We start from the raw sequence: 16,514 nt of genomic DNA, 5'->3' as shown, positions 1-16,514 counted from the left end.
CGCCGCGGCCAACGCCGCGCCCGGCGCCGACGCGCTGTGGCAGGCGGCGCGCGCCGACTACGTGCTGCAGTGCGCCGGCTGCCACCGGGTCGACGGCCGCGGCAGCACGCCGCATGGCATTCCCGATTTCCGCAATTCGGTGGGCGCCTTCACGCATCTGCCGGCCGGCCGTGAATACCTGATCCGGGTGCCGGGCGCGGCCTATTCGCAATTGAGCAACGCCGAACTGGCCAATGTGTTGAACTGGCTGCTGCACACGTTCAGTCCGGCGCAATTGCCGGCCGGCTTCTCGCCCTACACGGAGAGCGAAGTGGCGGCGGCGCGGCCGCGCCGCTACGACGACGTGGTGCCGGTGCGCCACGGCCTGGCGCGCGAGCTGGCGGCGCTGGGCCTGGCGCTGTCCGACTATTCATATGGCAGCGCCCGCAAGCCCTGAGGCCGCGCGGCGCCCGGGGGCGGTGCGAGGCTCCCTGTAGTGTGAACAGGCCCTAGGGGTTGTCACGGATACTCCCGGCCCGGGGCTCGGTGATAGAAAGAAGACCGCCTTTTGTTCCATGCCGCGCGCCGGAGTCGCCATGTCCCACCCTCTGTTACGCAGCGCGCCCCAGCAGTTCCTGGATTGCGCCAGCTGGAAGGAAAACATCAGCAACACCTTTGTGCCGCTGGAGGTATCGGCCGCCGATCCGAAGCGGTTTCGCAGCAGCGTGGCGGTGGATTCGCTGGGCTGGATGCAGGTCTGCGAGATGCGCACCGGCGCGCAGCGCGTGCGCCGCACGCGGCTGCTGGCCGAGCGCGCCGAGGCATCCGGCTACAAGGTCACGCTGCAGCTCGATGGCCGCAGCGAGATCCGGCAGGCGGCCCGCACCGCCTTGCTGATGCCGGGCGAGTGGGGCATCTACGACACCACCCGTCCCTACGAGGTCGATGTCGACGACGACGCCCATTTCCTGGTGATGCAGGTGCCGGGCAAGCAATCCGAGGCCTGGCTGCCGGCCATGCGCAACGCGGTGGCGCGCAGCTTCAGCGCGCGCCACGGCTGCGGCCGCATGGCCATGGACCTGTTGCGGGTGGCGCTGAGCGAACACGCCCATCTGTCGGACAGCGCGGCGCGCGACGCGGCCAACGCCGTGATGCAGATGATGGGGCTGGACATCAGCGAGCGGGCCGGCGGCGCAGGCGGGCAGGACCAGGTGGAAATGCGCCAGGCGCAACTGCGCCGCGTGCAGCAATACCTGGTCGAGAACCTGCACGACCCGGACCTGTCGCCGGCGACGGCGGCCGAGGCCCTGCGCGTGTCGCGGCGCTATCTGTACAACCTGTTCGCCCTGGCCGCCACGACGCCGGCCGATTTCATTCTCAGCGCGCGGCTGGAGCGCTGCCGCGACATGCTGGCCGACGCCGCGCAGACCGCGCGGCAGATCGGCGAGATCGCCTTCCGTCATGGGTTTTCGGATGCGGCGCGTTTCAGCCACGCGTTTCGCAACCGCTATGGGGTGTCGCCGTCGGAATACCGGCGCCAGGGGCGCCTGCCGGGCGAATCGGCCTGATGCGGGAGCGCCCGCCGGCTGGCGGGACGACCCGGTGTGATCAGAGGTTTTCCTCGTTGATCAGGTCTTCCTTGCCGTAGAACTTCACGCCGATGTGGATGCGTTCGCGGCCTTGCGCGCGGCGATGGCGGTTGGTGTCGCGCAGCGAATAGACGCAGCCGCAGTATTCCTGCTGGTAGAAGTTCTCGCGCTTGCTGATCTCGATCATGCGCGACGAGCCGCCGCCCTTGCGCCAGTTGTAGGTCCAGTAGATCAGGTCGTCGTAGCGCGCGGCCGCCCGCTCGCCGCAGCCGTTGATCTGGTTCATGTCCTTCCAGCGCGAGATGCCGAGCGAGCTGGTGATGGTGTCGAAGCCGTGCTCGTGAGCGTACAGGGCGGTGCGCTCGAAGCGCATGTCGAAGCAGGCGGTGCAGCGTTCGCCGCGCTCGGGGGCGTTTTCCATGCCCTTGACGCGGTCGAACCAGTTGTCCATGTCGTAGTCGGCATCGATGAACTCGATGCCGTGCTGCTCGGCGAAGCGGATGTTCTCCTGCTTGCGGATCTCGTATTCTTTGACCGGATGGATGTTCGGGTTGTAGAAGTAGATCGCGTAGTCGATGCCGGAAGCCGTCATGGCTTCCATGACCTCGCCGGAACAGGGCGCGCAGCACGAGTGCATCAGCACCTTGCGGCGGCCGGCGGGCAGGTCGAGTTTGGGGCGCACGAGTTCGGACATGATCAAAAGCAGGCGGTGAGGCGGAAAACTCCTTATTTTACGCTGAGTTGCCGCCTTGGCCAGGGGGCGCCGGCAAGCGCCGCCCGGAAGGGCTTGCCGCGGCTCAGCCCAGCACCGCGTCCCACAGCTCGCGCACGGCCGCGCGTTCGGCCTGCAGCTGGTCGGGCGCCACGCGGGCCTTTTCCACGCCCTGCATGCGCAGCTGGTGCTGCACGCGCCGCAGCGTGCGGTAGGCGTCGCCGGCCCGGGCGGCCAGCGCCGGCTCGATCAGCCCGGCCTCGCCGGCCAGGCGCAGCAGGGTGATGTTGCCCAGGTTGCGCACCAGCATGGGGTGGGTGCCGGCGTGGCACAGCACCAGGTACTGGGTCACGAATTCGACGTCGACCATGCCGCCGGCGTCGTGCTTCAGGTCGAACCGGTCGGTGCTGTTGGGGTGCCCGGCGTTGATCTTCTGGCGCATCGCCAGCACTTCCTCGCGCAGCTTGGCCGTGTCGCGCGGCATCACCAGGATGGCTTCGCGGATCTGCTCGAAGCGCTGGCCGACCCCGGCGTCGCCGGACGCGTAACGGGCGCGGGTCAGGGCCTGGTGTTCCCAGGCCCAGGCGTGCTTCTGCTGGTATTGCTCGAAGGCCTCGACCGACACGGCCAGCAGGCCGGCGTCACCGTCCGGGCGCAGGCGCAGGTCGACTTCGTACAGGCGGCCCGACGAGGTCATGGTGGACAGCCACGAGGTCATGCGGCGGCCCAGCTTGGCGTAGACCTCGGCGGCGTCCTCGCGCGGATCGTCATACAGGAACACCAGGTCCAGGTCCGAGGCGTAGCCCAGCTCCTTGCCGCCCAGCTTGCCGTAGGCGATGACGGCGAAGCGCGGCGTGGCGCCCGCGGCCTTGTTCACCAGCGGCCAGGTGCGGCGGATGGTTTCCGTCAGCAGCAGGTCGGCCAGGGCCGACAACTGGTCGGCGAGCTTTTCCACCGTCAGCTCGCCTTCCAGGTCCTGCGCCAGCAGCTGGAAGCTGGCCTGGCGCTGCACATCGCGCATCAGGTTCATCTGACGCTCGATGTCGGGGTCGCCATCGGGCAGGCGGCAGGCGTCGAGGTCGGCGGACAGCTGGCGCGCGATCTGGGCGAAATCGAGCGGCTCGAACAGGGTGCGCCAGTCGATCAGGCTGTCCAGCAGCAGCGGGTGCTGCGTCAGGTACTGGGCCGCCCAGGGGCTGGCCGCGACCATGCGCGCGACCCGCGCCAGGGTGTCAGGGTATTCGGCCAGCAACGCCAGGTAGGCGCTGCGCTGGGCGATCTTCTCGATCAGGTCGAACAGGCGCACGGCGGCGTCCAGCGGCGCGCTGGTCTGGCGCGCGGCGCGCAGCGCGGCCGGCAGCAGGGTTTCCATGCGGCGCCGGCTGCTCTCGGGCAGGCTGCGCACGCGGTGGCTGCCCAGCAGCGTTTCGGTGCGGCGCAGCAGGTCGTCGGCCTGTTCGCCGAAGGCCTGGCGGATCTGCTCGGCCAGGGCGCATTCCTCGTCGGGTTCGTCGGCGGACGTGTCGGCGCCGGCATCGGCGGTGTCCTCCTTGTCCATGCCGACCATGCGGAACACGTTGCGGAAGGTGCGCGAGACGAACTGGCGGTGCGCGGCCAGCGTGCTTTCGAAATCCTGCGGGCTCAGCCCCAGCGCGGCGGCCAGCGCGGCGCGCTGGTCCGGGTCGCCCGGCAGCAGGTGGGTCTGCTCGTCCTCGCGGTACTGCAGCGCGTGTTCGGTGCGGCGCAGGAAGCGGTAGGCCTCTTCCAGGCGGCGCGCGTCGTCCTCGGGCACCAAGCCGGCGACTTGCTCGGCGTGCAGCGCCGCCAGCAGTCCGCGCTGCTGCAGCGCCGGCATGCGGCCGCCGCGGATCAGTTGCGCCAGCTGCACCACGAATTCGATCTCGCGGATGCCGCCGTCGCCCAGCTTGATGTTGTTGGCGCTGTCGATGCCGTTGCGGGCCGAGGCGCGGCGCTGCCAGTCCTGGCGGATGCGCTCGCGCAGCGCGCGCAGCGCGGCCAGCGCGTCGAAGTCGAAATACTTGCGGTAGACGAACGGCACGCGCAGGCTTTCCAGCTGGCGGGCCTGGGCCGCGCTGTCGCTGCTCGCGAAGGCCTGGCCCGGCATCAGGCGCGCCTTGAGCCAGGCATAGCGTTCCCATTCGCGGCCCTGGCCGATCAGGTAGTGTTCCAGCGCATCCAGGCTCCAGGCCAGCGGGCCGGCGTCGCCGTCGGGACGCAGGCGCAGGTCGGTCCGGAACACCTGGCCATTGGCGTCGACCTCGGACAGCACCGGCATCATGCGCCGTGTCAGGCGGCCATAGAACTCGTGGTGGCTGATGCGGCGCGGGCCGTCGGTGTCGCCTTCCTCGCCGTACAGCATGATCAGGTCGATGTCGGACGAGACATTCAATTCACCGCCGCCCAGCTTGCCCATGCCGACGATTAGCATCTCCTGGGGCAGGCCGGTGGCCGGATCGCGCGGCACGCCGTGCACCGCGGCCAGGTCGGCCGCCACGCTGCAGTAGGCGGCGGCCACCGCGGCATCGGCCAGCGCCGTCATCGCGCCCACCACTTCCTCCAGGGGCGCCAGGCCGGCCAGGTCGCGCACGATCAGGGCGCTGAAGACGCGTTCGCGCAATTTGCGCAGCACCTGGCGGCACAGGTCCACCGGCAGGATGTCGGGCGCGCCCGGGCCCGCCAGCTCCGCCTGCCATTGCGCCAGCCGCTCGGGTGTGACCGGTTGTTGCACCGCTTCCGCCAGCCAGGCGGCCAGATCCGGGTGGGCGTCGAGACGGCGGCGCAGATGGCCGGACCAGGCGAGGGCGGGGGCAAACAGGGCGGGCGTGGACATGGCGATCGGACGAAGACGAATGGACGCGTTTCAGGTATAAGTGGGGACGATACCGCAAGACTATTCTCCTGCCCACCGATCCGTGTCTGTTTCAAAAAAAGTGTTCTGCTGCCTGTTCTGGGCGGTGTTGACCGTGTACGGCGTCGTGGCCATCGGGCTCCTGGGCGTACGCTATTGGGTCTTGCCGCGCGTGGACCAGTGGCGTCCCCAGATCGAAGCCTACGCCAGCCAGGCGTTGGGCGCTCGCGTCACGATCGGCGCCATCCAGGCGGACTGGCAGGGCCTCAATCCCCGATTGGATCTTTCCTCGGTCCAGGTCTATGACGACCAGGCCGCGCCGGTGCTGACGCTGCCCTCGGTATCGGCGGTGCTGGCCTGGCGCAGCCTGCTGACGCTGTCGCCCACGCTGCTGCGGCTGCGCCTGGAGCAACCCGAACTGACCTTGCGCCGCGATGCCGACAACCGCCTGTGGGTGGCGGGGCAGGGCATCGACCTGAATGCCAGCGATCACCGTTCGGACCTGGATCATCCGGCGCTGCGCTGGCTGACCGCGCAGCGCGAGCTGCTGATCCACGGCGCCCGCATCCGCTGGCAGGACGAGCTGCGCCACGCGCCCGAACTGGTCCTGAGCAATGTCGATTTCCTGGTGCGCAACGGCAGCCTGTCGCACCGTTTCGTGCTGCGCGCCGACGCCGATCCGGCGCTGGCGCGCAAGGTGGACCTGCGCGGCGAGTTCAACCGCAGCCTGTTCAGCGCCAACGCGGCCAGTCCGGCCAACTGGAGCGGGCAGGTCTATGCCGCGCTGGATGACGCCGAGCCGATGGCCTGGGCGCCCTGGATGCCGCCGCCGGCCATCAAGGGGCGCGTCAGCGCCCGCGCCTGGCTGCAACTGGACCATGGCACCTTCACCAGGCTGACCGCCGATGTGGCCGCGCGCGGCGTCGACTGGGCGGCGGCGTCGGACGGCCCGGCGGTGCGCGGCGGCTACGCGCAGTTCCGCATCGAGGGCACGCCCGGCGATTTCGTCCAGAGCGAGCAGGTGCCGCTGGCGCGCAGCGCCGGCGCGGCGGACCTGTCGGTCAATGGCCGCGTCGAGCAACTGCGCGTGGCCTTGCCCGGCATCTTCGAACAGCCCGAGCTGGGCGCCAGCGAGATTGCGCTGGATGCCCGCATCAAGGGCGCCGACGCGCGCGACTGGTTCGTCGACGTGGGCCAGCTGCGGGTCGTCAACGACGATCTCGACGTGCGCCTGCAGGGCCAGTGGCGCAAGGAAGGCAAGAGCGCCGCGGGCAGCGTCGACATGCGCGGCACGCTGGTGCGCGGCGCCATGAACGCGATCCACCGCTACCTGCCGCTGGAGGTCAATCCGGACGCGCGCGAATGGCTGGCGACCGGCTTGCCCGCCGGGCAGATGGAGTCGGCCTCCATCACGCTCAAGGGCGACCTGGACGAATTCCCCTTCGGCGCCCAAGGCTCGACCGGCGAATTCGTCATTGCCGGCGCCTACTCCGGCGCCAAGGTCGATTACGCGCCGGCCCGGCCGCACCGCAAGGGCTGGCCGATGCTGGAGAACCTGTCGGGCAATTTCCGAGTCGACAAGGTCGGGCTGGTGCTCGACAGTCCGGGCGGGGCGGTGGCTCATACCGGGCCGGGCCAGACGGTGACGCTGGGGGCGGTCACCGCCACCATTCCCGACATGGAGCACAACGCCGAGCTGACGGTCAACGGCGACACCAGCGGGACGGTGCCGGCCTACCTGGCGCTGTCGGACAGCTCGCCGCTGGGCCAGTTGCTGGACGGCGCGCTCGACGAGGCGCGCGGCACGGGCAACTGGCGCATGCCGCTCAAGCTGAAGGTGCCGCTGATGAACACCGACGACACCCAGGTCGAAGGCAAGATCCAGTTCGCCGACAACACCTTCACCTTCATGCCGGAAATGCCGCTGCTCAGCCAGATGCATGGCGACCTGGAGTTTTCGGAGAAGGGCGTGCGCACCAAGGAGATCCGCGCGCAGTTCCTGGGCGGTCCGGTCAAGATCTCGGGCAGCCTGGCGCAGCCGACGGACGCCTTGCGCTTCGAGGGCGTGCTGGCCGGATCCGGACTGACGCAGATCAGCAATACGCCGTCGATGGGACGCTTTTCGGGCAAGACGGCCTACAAGGGCAAGGTCGGCTACCAGCGCGGCGGCTCGGTGGAACTGTCGATGGAATCGGACCTGACCGGCCTGGCCATCGACATGCCGGCCCCCGTCGGCAAGGCGGCGCCGCTGGCGCGGCCGCTCAAGCTGCAATGGGGCGCGGCGCAGGACCGCGGCGCCAAGGGCCGGCGCTGGCTGACCGCCAGCCTGGGCGACAACATCAACGCGCTGTTCGAGCGCGATCCGACCGATGCCGCGCCGTCGTACTTCGCGCGCGGCGCGCTCGGCATCGACCGTCCGGCCAGCCTGCCCGAGCGCGGCCTGAGCCTGAGCGCCAGCCTGCCGGAGCTGGACATGGATGCCTGGGAAAAGGTGTCTGACGGGTTCGACCCGCCGCCCGTCAAGGGCCGTCCGGCGCCGCGGCCGCTGCTGCCCGCGGCCGAGCGCGTCAGCCTGGCCACCGGCTTGCTGCGCACCAGCGGCTATACGCTCAATGACCTGACCCTGTACGCCACGCGGCCGGCCCCGGCCCAGTGGCGCGTCGATCTGCAATCGCGCCAGGCGGCGGGCTCGCTGTCGTGGCGCGAGGCCTCCGGCGCCATCGCCGGCCAGATCACCGCGCGTTTCAAGCACCTGGCGCTGGGCGGCGCGGACGATACCAACGAGGCCGACAAGGCGCTGTCCTCGGGCAACGACCTGTCGGACATCCCGGCGATCGACCTGCAGGCCAAGGAATTCCGCCTGTACGGCAAGAACCTGGGCGAGCTGCAGGTGCTCGGCACCAACCTCGAACGCGGCCGCCAGTGGCGCCTGGACAAGCTGTCGATCACCAACGACGCCGCCACCCTGAACGCCACCGGCGCCTGGCGCCTCGAAGGCCCGGACCGTGGCCTGACGGTGGATGCCACCGCCAAGTTCGAGAACGTGGGCAGCTTCATGGACCGCATCGGCTTCGAGCGCGTGGTGTCGGGCGGCACCGGCGGCATCAAGGCCAATGTGACCTGGCGCAATCTGCCCTGGACCCACAATATCGCCGACGTGACCGGCGATGCCGAGATCACCCTGGACAAGGGCCGCTTCATGCACGTGAATTCGCGCACGGCGCGCCTGCTGGAGTTGCTGTCGCTGCAATCGCTGCAACGGCTGGCGCGGCTCGACGTCAATCCGACCAACCTGCTGCGCGACGGTTTCCCGTTCGATACCGTGCGCGGGCAGATCAAGCTGGCGGACGGTTCGCTCAAGACCGAGGGCTACAAGATCAACGGCCCGGTCGCCGCCATCGTGCTGGCGGGCGACGTGAACCTCGTGCAGGAGCGCTGGAACCTGAAGGCGGTGGTGATTCCCAACCTGGACGCCAGTGGCGCGGCGATGGTGACGGCGCTGGCGGTCAACCCGCTGATCGGCCTGGGCGCCTTCGTCACGCAATGGCTGCTCAAGCAGCCGCTGGCGCGCGCCATGACCATGGAATACGCCGTGACGGGCAGCTGGGACGATCCCAAGATCGACCCGATCGACGATTCGGGCAAGCCGGCGCCCAAGCAGACGCCCAAGCCGCGCAGCCTGGAAGAGTTCATCGAGCACTGATCCGGCTGGCCGCGGTTTCCTGACATTGGGATACAGACCGTACAGACAGCAACGCGGCGGCGCCATTAATCTCTCGTCAGTCCCGCTACTGATGGAGTCGTCGCATGGCCAAGTCCCGCATCCGCCTGGCAACGGTGCTCGCACTGATGAGTGTTTCCGCCTGGGCCCAGGCCCAGAACCTGGTCCTGCCCACCATTCCCGAGGCCACGGATGCGATCGTCGACATGCTCGCGGGCACCGGCCTGTCGCGCCCGTCCGAGGTCAAGCTGGGCACCTGCGTGGCCGCGGAACAGGCCTCCCACGCGGGGCAGGTCGCCTGCACGGTGGCGGTGACGATGGGCGCCGCGGTCAACGAGAACCAGATGGATTTCTACAAGCAGGGCAAGAAGTGGAAGGCCCAGCCCAGCATGTCGCAGGACAAGCTGCCGTTCCCCGATCCCAAATTGCATTGAATCCAGCCGGGGGGATCCCCCCGGATATCGGATGCGGCCCGGCCGTGAACGCCGGCGTGGATCGAATGCGGGCCGGCGCGAAACCCGGCGAGGATCAGAGGCGGGCCGGCGGGAAATGCCGGCCCAAAAAGCATTTGGCGAGGACCGCCGTGGGGCAATCCTCGCCAAATCGATGCGTGCGCCCGGCATGCGGGCGGCGACGGCTTACTTCTTCTTCATCATGTCGAAGAATTCGGCATTGGTCTTGGTGGCGCGCATCTTGTCCAGGATGAATTCCATGGATTGGACTTCGTCCATGTCGTGGATGAACTTGCGCAGCACCCAGACCTTCTGCAGCAGGTCCGGCGCGATCAGCAGTTCTTCGCGGCGGGTGCCCGACTTGTTCAGGTTGATGGACGGGTAGACGCGCTTTTCCGCCAGGCGACGTTCCAGGTGCACTTCGGAGTTGCCGGTGCCCTTGAATTCTTCGTAGATGACTTCGTCCATGCGGCTGCCGGTCTCGATCAGCGCGGTGCCCAGGATGGTCAGCGAACCGCCTTCCTCGAGGTTGCGCGCGGCGCCGAAGAAGCGCTTGGGACGTTGCAGGGCGTTGGCGTCGACACCGCCGGTCAGCACCTTGCCGGAAGCCGGCACCACGGTGTTGTAGGCGCGGGCCAGACGGGTGATCGAGTCCAGCAGGATCACCACGTCCTTCTTCATTTCGACCAGGCGCTTGGCCTTTTCGATGACCATTTCGGCGACCTGCACGTGGCGGGTGGCGGGCTCATCGAAGGTCGAGGCGACCACTTCGCCGCGCACGGTGCGCTGCATTTCGGTCACTTCCTCGGGACGCTCGTCCACCAGCAGGACGATCATGACCGCGTCGGGGTAGTTGGTGGTGATGGCGTGCGCGATGTGCTGCATCATCACCGTCTTGCCGGACTTGGGGCTGGCGACGATCAGGCCGCGCTGGCCCATGCCGATGGGGGCGAAGACGTCGAGGATGCGGCCCGTCAGGTTCTCTTCGCTCTTGATGTCGCGTTCCAGGCGCATGGTCCGGTTCGGATGCAGCGGCGTCAGGTTCTCGAACATGATGCGATGCTTGATCGCCTCGGGCGCCACGCCGTTGACCTTGTCCACCTTGACCAGCGCGAAATAACGCTCGCCATCCTTGGGCGTGCGCACTTCGCCTTCGATCGAGTCGCCGGTGTGCAGGTTGAAGCGGCGGATCTGGGACGGCGAAATGTAGATATCGTCCGTGCTGGCCAGATACGAGGTCTCGGGCGAGCGCAGGAAACCGAAGCCATCGGGCAGGACTTCCAGCACGCCGTCGCCAAAGATCTGCTCGCCCTGCTTGGCGCGCCGTTTCATGATGGCGAACATCAGCTCCTGCTTGCGCAGGCGGTTGGCGTTCTCGATTTCCAGGCCAGCGGCCATTTCCAGCAGCTGCGAGACATGCAGCGCCTTCAGTTCGTTGAGGTGCATCGCGGTGAGTGTTGGGGGAAGAGTAAAGGAGGGTTCTGGCGGCGCGCCACGGACGGGCTCGCGCGGTATGGAAGCAGCGCCGCCCCCAGGGCGGCGCCTTCGTTCACAGCACGCAGTTTACAACGCGCCGTCCAGGAATGCGGTGAGTTGCGACTTCGACAGCGCGCCAACCTTGGTGGCGGCAGCCTGGCCGTCTTTAAAGAGCATGAGGGTGGGGATGCCACGGATGCCGTACTTGGCGGCGGTGCCCTGGTTCTCGTCCACGTTGAGCTTGGCGATCGTCAGGCGACCGGCGTATTCGGTGGCGACTTCTTCCAGGATCGGGGCGATCATCTTGCAGGGGCCGCACCAGGCAGCCCAGTAGTCCACCAGCACCGGCTGGCCGGACTTCAACACATCGGCATCGAAGCTCGCGTCACTGACGTTCTTGATTTGGTCGCTCATGATGGTGATTCTCGGGTTCGGCAGCAAAAGGCGAAAAAAGGGACGCCTTGCCGTTGTTCTTGTTTGTGGAATGGATTAAAGCATACCACTGTCAAAAACAACAGGCATACCACTGTTTATAACAACAGTACTTGCCGCTTTTGTGTAGGATATCGCGGCGCAGTTATCGCGATCCGGGGCATTGAACCCGGATCCGCTGGCTGTGTCTCTATCGTCATCCTACCGAATTCGGAGCTGGTCAGGTCGTGCGCATCCCACCCGGAGCCGCGCAGAATCTGGGCTTATCCGTAAAATGTCGGTTTTTTTCCACAGATGTTGGGGATAACTTGGCCACTCCACGTTACAACGAGGCGTCCATCCGCGTCCTGAAGGGGCTGGAGCCCGTGCGGCAGCGCCCGGGCATGTACACCCGCACCGAAAACCCCCTGCACGTCGTGCAGGAGGTCATCGACAACGCCGCAGACGAAGCCCTGGCTGGCTACGGCAAACAGATACAGGTCACGCTGCACATCGATGGCAGCGTGTCCGTCGAGGACGACGGCCGCGGCATTCCCGTCGGCCTGCATCCCGAAGAAAACGCCCCCGTGGTCGAGCTGGTCTTCACCCGACTGCACGCGGGCGGCAAGTTCGACAAGGCCGGCGGCGGCGCCTATGCCTTTTCCGGCGGCCTGCACGGCGTCGGCGTATCCGTCACCAACGCGCTGGCGACCCGGCTCGAGGTCGTGGTCTGGCGCGATGGCGCCGTCAACCGCCTGGTGTTCAAGGGCGGCGACGTCGCCGAGCCGCTGGCGCCCTTCGACCAGGGCGGCCGCAAGAAGTCCGGCACCCGCGTGCGGGTCTGGCCGGACGCCAAGTACTTCGACAGCCCCAACATCCCGCTGGGCGAGCTGACCCACCTGCTGCGCAGCAAGGCCGTGCTGCTGCCGGGCGTGAAGGTTTCGCTGGTCAACGAAAAGACCGGCGACACCAAGACCTGGCAGTACCAGGACGGCCTGCGTGGCTACCTGTCCGAAGCCCTGGCCGGCGCCGAACTGATGGTGCCGTTCTTCGAGGGCGAGCAATACGCCGGCGCCGACCATGAAACCTTCGCCGAAGGCGAGGGCGCCCAATGGGTGGTGGCCTGGACCGAGGACGGCAACGCCGTGCGCGAGTCGTATGTGAACCTGATTCCGACGCCGGCCGGCGGCACCCACGAATCGGGCCTGCGCGAAGGCCTGTTCGGCGCGGTCAAGGGTTTCGCCGAACTGCACAGCCTGCTGCCCAAGGGCGTGAAGCTGCTGCCCGAGGACGTGTTCGCCCGCGCCAGCTTCGTGCTGTCGGCCAAGGTGCTGGATCCGCAATTCCAGGGCCAGATCAAGGAGCGCCTGAACAGCCGCGACGCGGTGCGCCTGGTGGGCGGTTTCTCCAAGAGCGCGCTCGACCTGTGGCTGCACAGCAATGTCGAATACGGCAAGAAGCTGGCCGAGCTGGCCATCCGCCAGGCGCAGGCGCGCCAGCGCTCGGCCCAGAAGGTCGAGAAGCGCAAGAGCTCCGGCGTGGCGGTGCTGCCCGGCAAGCTGACCGACTGCGAATCCAGCGACGCCACCCGCACCGAGGTCTTCCTGGTCGAGGGCGACTCGGCCGGCGGCTCGGCCAAGATGGGCCGCGACAAGGAATTCCAGGCCATCCTGCCGCTGCGCGGCAAGGTGCTGAACTCCTGGGAGGTCGATCGCGACCGCCTGTTCGCCAACAACGAAATCCACGACATCTCGGTTGCCATCGGCGTCGATCCGCACGGCCCGGGCGATTCGCCCGACCTGTCGGGGCTGCGCTACGGCCGCATCTGCATCCTGTCGGACGCCGACGTCGACGGCTCGCACATCCAGGTGCTGCTGCTGACGCTGTTCTACAAGCACTTCCCCAAGCTGGTCGAGGCCGGCAACGTCTACGTCGCCAAGCCGCCGCTGTTCCGCCTGGACGTGCCGGCGCAGGGCAAGCGCCCGGCGCGCAAGATCTACTGCCTGGACGAGGGCGAGCTGGAAGCCGCGCAGGACAAGCTGCGCAAGGAAGGCTCGCGCGAAAGCGCCTGGTCGGTCAGCCGCTTCAAGGGCCTGGGCGAAATGAACCCCGAGCAGCTGTGGGAAACCACCATGAATCCGGACACGCGCCGGCTGCTGCCGGTGGGCTATGGCGACCAGACGCCTGAAGACACCACCCGCATGTTCGACATGCTGATGGGCAAGGGCGAGTCCTCGCAACGCCGCGCCTGGATCGAAGAGAAGGGCAACCTGGCGGAGCTGGACATCTGATGACGCCGTCCGCGTCCCCGTCGCCGGCCGCCGCCATGGCGGTCGACCTCACCGCCGACGACTACGCCGAGTTCGCGGCGTACGTGTACAAGCGGCCGGAACTGCGGCGCCGCCGCTATCTGTCGCACCTGCGCTTCGCGGTGCTGATGGTGGTGGTGCTGCTGGGCTACCTGGTCTGGCAGACCTGGGACGGGCATGGCCCCAACTGGAGCCTGCTGCTGCCGGTGTACTTCGAGGGGCTGGCGGTGGGCCTGGGCATCCTGGCGCTGCTGGCGCTGGCCTACGAGTTCGTGCTGCCGGGGCTGGTGCGCATGAACACGCGCCGCATGCTGGCCAAGCGGCCCGACGGCCTGTTCCTGGGGCGTCACCAGCTGGTCTTCGGCGCCGACGGCATCGACGACCGTATCGCCGACGCCTCCGGCCGCATCGACTGGAACGACGTGCGGCGGGTCGAGGAAGCGCCGCAGCATCTGTATGTCATCCTGGGGACGCTGCAAGGCGTGATCATTCCCAAGCGCAGGCAGGACGCCGCCACGCTGGACGCGGTGCGCGCCCAGTTGCGCGAGCACGTGGCCGATGCCCAGCTGCTGGGCGCCGCGGCTCCCCGATGACGCCGTTTCAATGAATCTATCTACCTGAAACCATCATGACCGACAGCAATCAACACGGTTTGTTCGACGCCGCGCCCGACGAGGGCGGCGATGCCGCCATCACCCTGGCGCGCTATGCCGAACAGGCCTATCTGGACTATGCCGTGTCCGTGGTGCGGGGCCGGGCCCTGCCCGACGTCGGCGACGGGCAGAAGCCCGTGCAGCGCCGCATCCTGTTCGCGATGCAGGCCATGGGGCTTGCGGCCGGCGCCAAGCCGGTGAAGTCCGCGCGCGTCGTCGGCGACGTGCTGGGCAAATACCACCCGCACGGCGACCAGGCCGCCTATGACGCCATGGTGCGCATGGCGCAGGACTTCTCCCTGCGCTATCCGCTCATCGACGGCCAGGGCAACTTCGGTTCGCGCGACGGCGACAACGCCGCCGCCATGCGCTACACCGAAGCGCGCCTGACGCCGATCGCCAAGCTGCTGCTGGACGAGCTCGACGAAGGCACGGTCGATTTCGTGCCCAACTACGACGGCAGCCAGCAGGAGCCGCAGATGCTGCCGGCGCGCCTGCCGGTGATGCTGCTGAACGGCGCGTCCGGCATCGCGGTCGGCATGGCCACCGAAATCCCGCCGCACAACCTGCGCGAAGTGGCGCAGGCCTGCGTGGCGCTGATCAAGCAGCCGCAACTGCCGGACGCCGAGCTGTTCGGCATGATCCCCGGTCCGGACTTCGCCGGCGGCGGCCAGATCATCACGCCGGCCGCCGACATCGCCCAGATCTACGCGGGCGGGCGCGGCTCGCTCAAGGTGCGGGCGCGCTGGCAGTTCGAGGAAATGGCGCGCGGCCAGTGGCAGCTGGTGGTCACCGAGCTGCCGCCGGGCACCTCGTGCCAGAAGGTGCTCGAAGAGATCGAGGAAATCACCAACCCCAAGGTCAAGAGCGGCAAGAAGAGCCTGACGCCCGAGCAGACGCAGGCCAAGGCCGTGATGCTGAACCTGCTGGACGCGGTGCGCGACGAATCCGGCAAGGACGCCGCCGTGCGCCTGGTGTTCGAGCCCAAGACCTCGCGCGTCGACCGCGACGAATTCGTCAACACCCTGCTGGCGCAGACCAGCATGGAAAGCAGCGCCTCGGTCAACCTGGTCTGCATCGGCACCGACGGCCGTCCGCGCCAGAAGGGCCTGCGCGACGTGCTGGTCGAGTGGCTGGCGTTCCGCACCCACACCGTGCTGCGCCGCACCCGGTTCCGTTTGGACAAGGTGATAGACCGCATCCACGTGCTGGAAGGCCGCATGGTGGTCTACCTGAAGGTGGACGAGGTCATCCAGACCATCCGCGAATCCGACGAGCCGCGCGTGGCCCTGATGGAGCGTTTCAACCTGTCCGAGCGGCAGGCCGAGGACATCCTCGAAATGCGCCTGCGCCAGCTGGCGCGCCTGGAAGGCTTCAAGATCGAGCAGGAGCTCGCGGACAAGCGCAAGGAGCAGGTCTCGCTGCAGGAACTGCTGGACAATCCCAACACCCTCAAGCGCCTGCTCATCAAGGAAATCGAGGCCGACGCCAAGCAGTATGGCGACGATCGCCGCACCCTGATCGAGACCGCCGAGCGCGCCGTGCTCGAAACCAAGGTGCTGGACGAGCCGGTTACCGTGGTCGTGTCGCAGAAGGGCTGGCTGCGCGCCCGTCAGGGCCACGGCCACGATGCCTCGCAATTCGGCTTCAAGCAGGGCGACGACCTCTATGGCGCGTTTGAATGCCGCACCACCGATACGCTGATCGCCATGGGCGACAACGGCCGCGTCTATTCGGTGCCGGTGTCCGGCCTGCCGTCGGCGCGCGGCGACGGCCAGCCGGTCACCACCATGATCGACCTGGAAAGCGGCACCCGCATCGTCCACACCATCGCGGCCGCGGCCGACAGCCGCTGGCTGCTGGCCACGCGCGGCGGTTATGGCTTTGCCGCCAAGCTGTCGGACATGACCAGCCGCCAGCGCGCCGGCAAGCAGTTCATCACGCTGGAGGCGGGCGACGAGCTGCTGCGCCCGGTGCCGCTGTTCGAGGGCGCCACGCAACTGGCGCTGCTGTCGCAGAAGGGCAAGTTCCTGGTGTTCGGGCTGGACGAACTCAAGTCGCTGTCCGGCGGCGGACGCGGCACCATCCTGATGGGGCTGGATGGCGCCGACAAGCTCGACCAGACCGTGCCGATCGGCGCGCTCGGCCTGCGCGCGGCCGGCATCTACCGCAACAAGCACACCGAGGACATCCTGGTGGGCGCGGCGCTGGCGGTGTACGTCGGCAAGCGCGCGCGCAAGGGGCGGGCGCTGGACGTGCGGCCCAAGCAGCCGCTGCTGTCGCCGGTGCTGGGCTGATCGCGGTCCGGGCGGCATTCGCGAAGCACGGCGGACCTCGCGGGGT

11 protein-coding genes are annotated in these 16,514 nt (G+C 68.1%); 7 read left to right on the top strand and 4 right to left on the bottom strand.

Annotated features, from left to right (window positions below; all coding sequences use genetic code 11):
• Both H0523_RS02945 and H0523_RS02940 read left to right on the top strand, forming a co-directional pair.
• A partial coding sequence (locus H0523_RS02945) for a c-type cytochrome (RefSeq protein ID WP_180180027.1) occupies nucleotides 1–436 on the top strand: 436 nt, incomplete at its 5' end.
• Nucleotides 437–575: 139 nt separating this feature from the next.
• The gene (locus H0523_RS02940; RefSeq protein ID WP_054434229.1) at nucleotides 576–1,547 is read left to right on the top strand and encodes an AraC-like ligand-binding domain-containing protein; all 972 of its coding nucleotides are present in this window, start codon (nucleotides 576–578) and stop codon (nucleotides 1,545–1,547) included.
• Nucleotides 1,548–1,587: 40 nt separating this feature from the next.
• On the opposite strand, the gene H0523_RS02935 is transcribed toward H0523_RS02940, so the two are convergent.
• Together H0523_RS02935 and glnE are read right to left on the bottom strand one after the other, a co-directional pair.
• Nucleotides 1,588–2,262: an epoxyqueuosine reductase QueH gene (locus H0523_RS02935; protein WP_054434310.1), complete on the bottom strand. Its 675-nt coding sequence runs from the start codon at nucleotides 2,260–2,262 to the stop codon at nucleotides 1,588–1,590.
• A 103-nt stretch (nucleotides 2,263–2,365) separates the two neighbouring features.
• A complete protein-coding gene (glnE, locus tag H0523_RS02930; protein ID WP_054434231.1) occupies nucleotides 2,366–5,131 on the bottom strand; it encodes a bifunctional [glutamate--ammonia ligase]-adenylyl-L-tyrosine phosphorylase/[glutamate--ammonia-ligase] adenylyltransferase in 2,766 nt (921 codons plus the stop codon).
• Between the two features lie 100 nt (nucleotides 5,132–5,231).
• On the opposite strand from glnE, the gene H0523_RS02925 reads away from it, so the two are divergent.
• Together H0523_RS02925 and H0523_RS02920 are read left to right on the top strand one after the other, a co-directional pair.
• Nucleotides 5,232–8,852 carry a YhdP family protein gene (locus H0523_RS02925; protein ID WP_156350557.1) on the top strand — a complete coding sequence of 1,207 codons (3,621 nt, stop codon included), beginning with the start codon at nucleotides 5,232–5,234 and terminating at the stop codon, nucleotides 8,850–8,852.
• A 104-nt stretch (nucleotides 8,853–8,956) separates the two neighbouring features.
• On the top strand, nucleotides 8,957–9,304 hold the full coding sequence (locus H0523_RS02920) for a hypothetical protein (RefSeq protein WP_054434235.1): 348 nt from the start codon (nucleotides 8,957–8,959) through the stop codon (nucleotides 9,302–9,304).
• Between the two features lie 204 nt (nucleotides 9,305–9,508).
• On the opposite strand, the gene rho is transcribed toward H0523_RS02920, so the two are convergent.
• Nucleotides 9,509–10,768 (bottom strand): transcription termination factor Rho, encoded by a 1,260-nt coding sequence (rho, locus tag H0523_RS02915; RefSeq protein ID WP_006218533.1) that lies wholly within the window; start codon nucleotides 10,766–10,768, stop codon nucleotides 9,509–9,511.
• Between the two features lie 117 nt (nucleotides 10,769–10,885).
• Complete coding sequence (trxA, locus tag H0523_RS02910; protein ID WP_006387817.1) at nucleotides 10,886–11,212, bottom strand: thioredoxin TrxA; 327 nt, start codon at nucleotides 11,210–11,212, stop codon at nucleotides 10,886–10,888.
• A gap of 326 nt (nucleotides 11,213–11,538) precedes the next feature.
• Here trxA and parE point away from each other — a divergent pair, with 326 nt between their 5' ends.
• Genes parE through parC form a run of 3 tightly spaced genes read left to right on the top strand, consistent with a single transcriptional unit; the run spans nucleotide 11,539 to nucleotide 16,468 of the window.
• The gene (gene parE / locus H0523_RS02905) at nucleotides 11,539–13,500 is read left to right on the top strand and encodes a DNA topoisomerase IV subunit B (protein ID WP_035360153.1); all 1,962 of its coding nucleotides are present in this window, start codon (nucleotides 11,539–11,541) and stop codon (nucleotides 13,498–13,500) included.
• Nucleotides 13,500–14,111 carry a YcxB family protein gene (locus H0523_RS02900; RefSeq protein ID WP_054434236.1) on the top strand — a complete coding sequence of 204 codons (612 nt, stop codon included), beginning with the start codon at nucleotides 13,500–13,502 and terminating at the stop codon, nucleotides 14,109–14,111. The genes parE and H0523_RS02900 overlap by 1 nt, the downstream gene beginning before the upstream one ends.
• A 35-nt stretch (nucleotides 14,112–14,146) precedes the next feature.
• Nucleotides 14,147–16,468, top strand: coding sequence for a DNA topoisomerase IV subunit A (gene parC / locus H0523_RS02895; protein WP_054434238.1), 2,322 nt, complete (start codon nucleotides 14,147–14,149; stop codon nucleotides 16,466–16,468).
• The last annotated feature ends 46 nt before the right edge of the window (nucleotides 16,469–16,514 follow it).

The organism is Achromobacter insuavis, from assembly GCF_902859645.1.
Taxonomy (GTDB): Bacteria; Pseudomonadota; Gammaproteobacteria; order Burkholderiales; family Burkholderiaceae_B; genus Achromobacter; species Achromobacter insuavis.
Note: the sequence above shows the minus strand (reverse complement) of the source record. Positions and strands in the feature narration are given on the sequence as shown.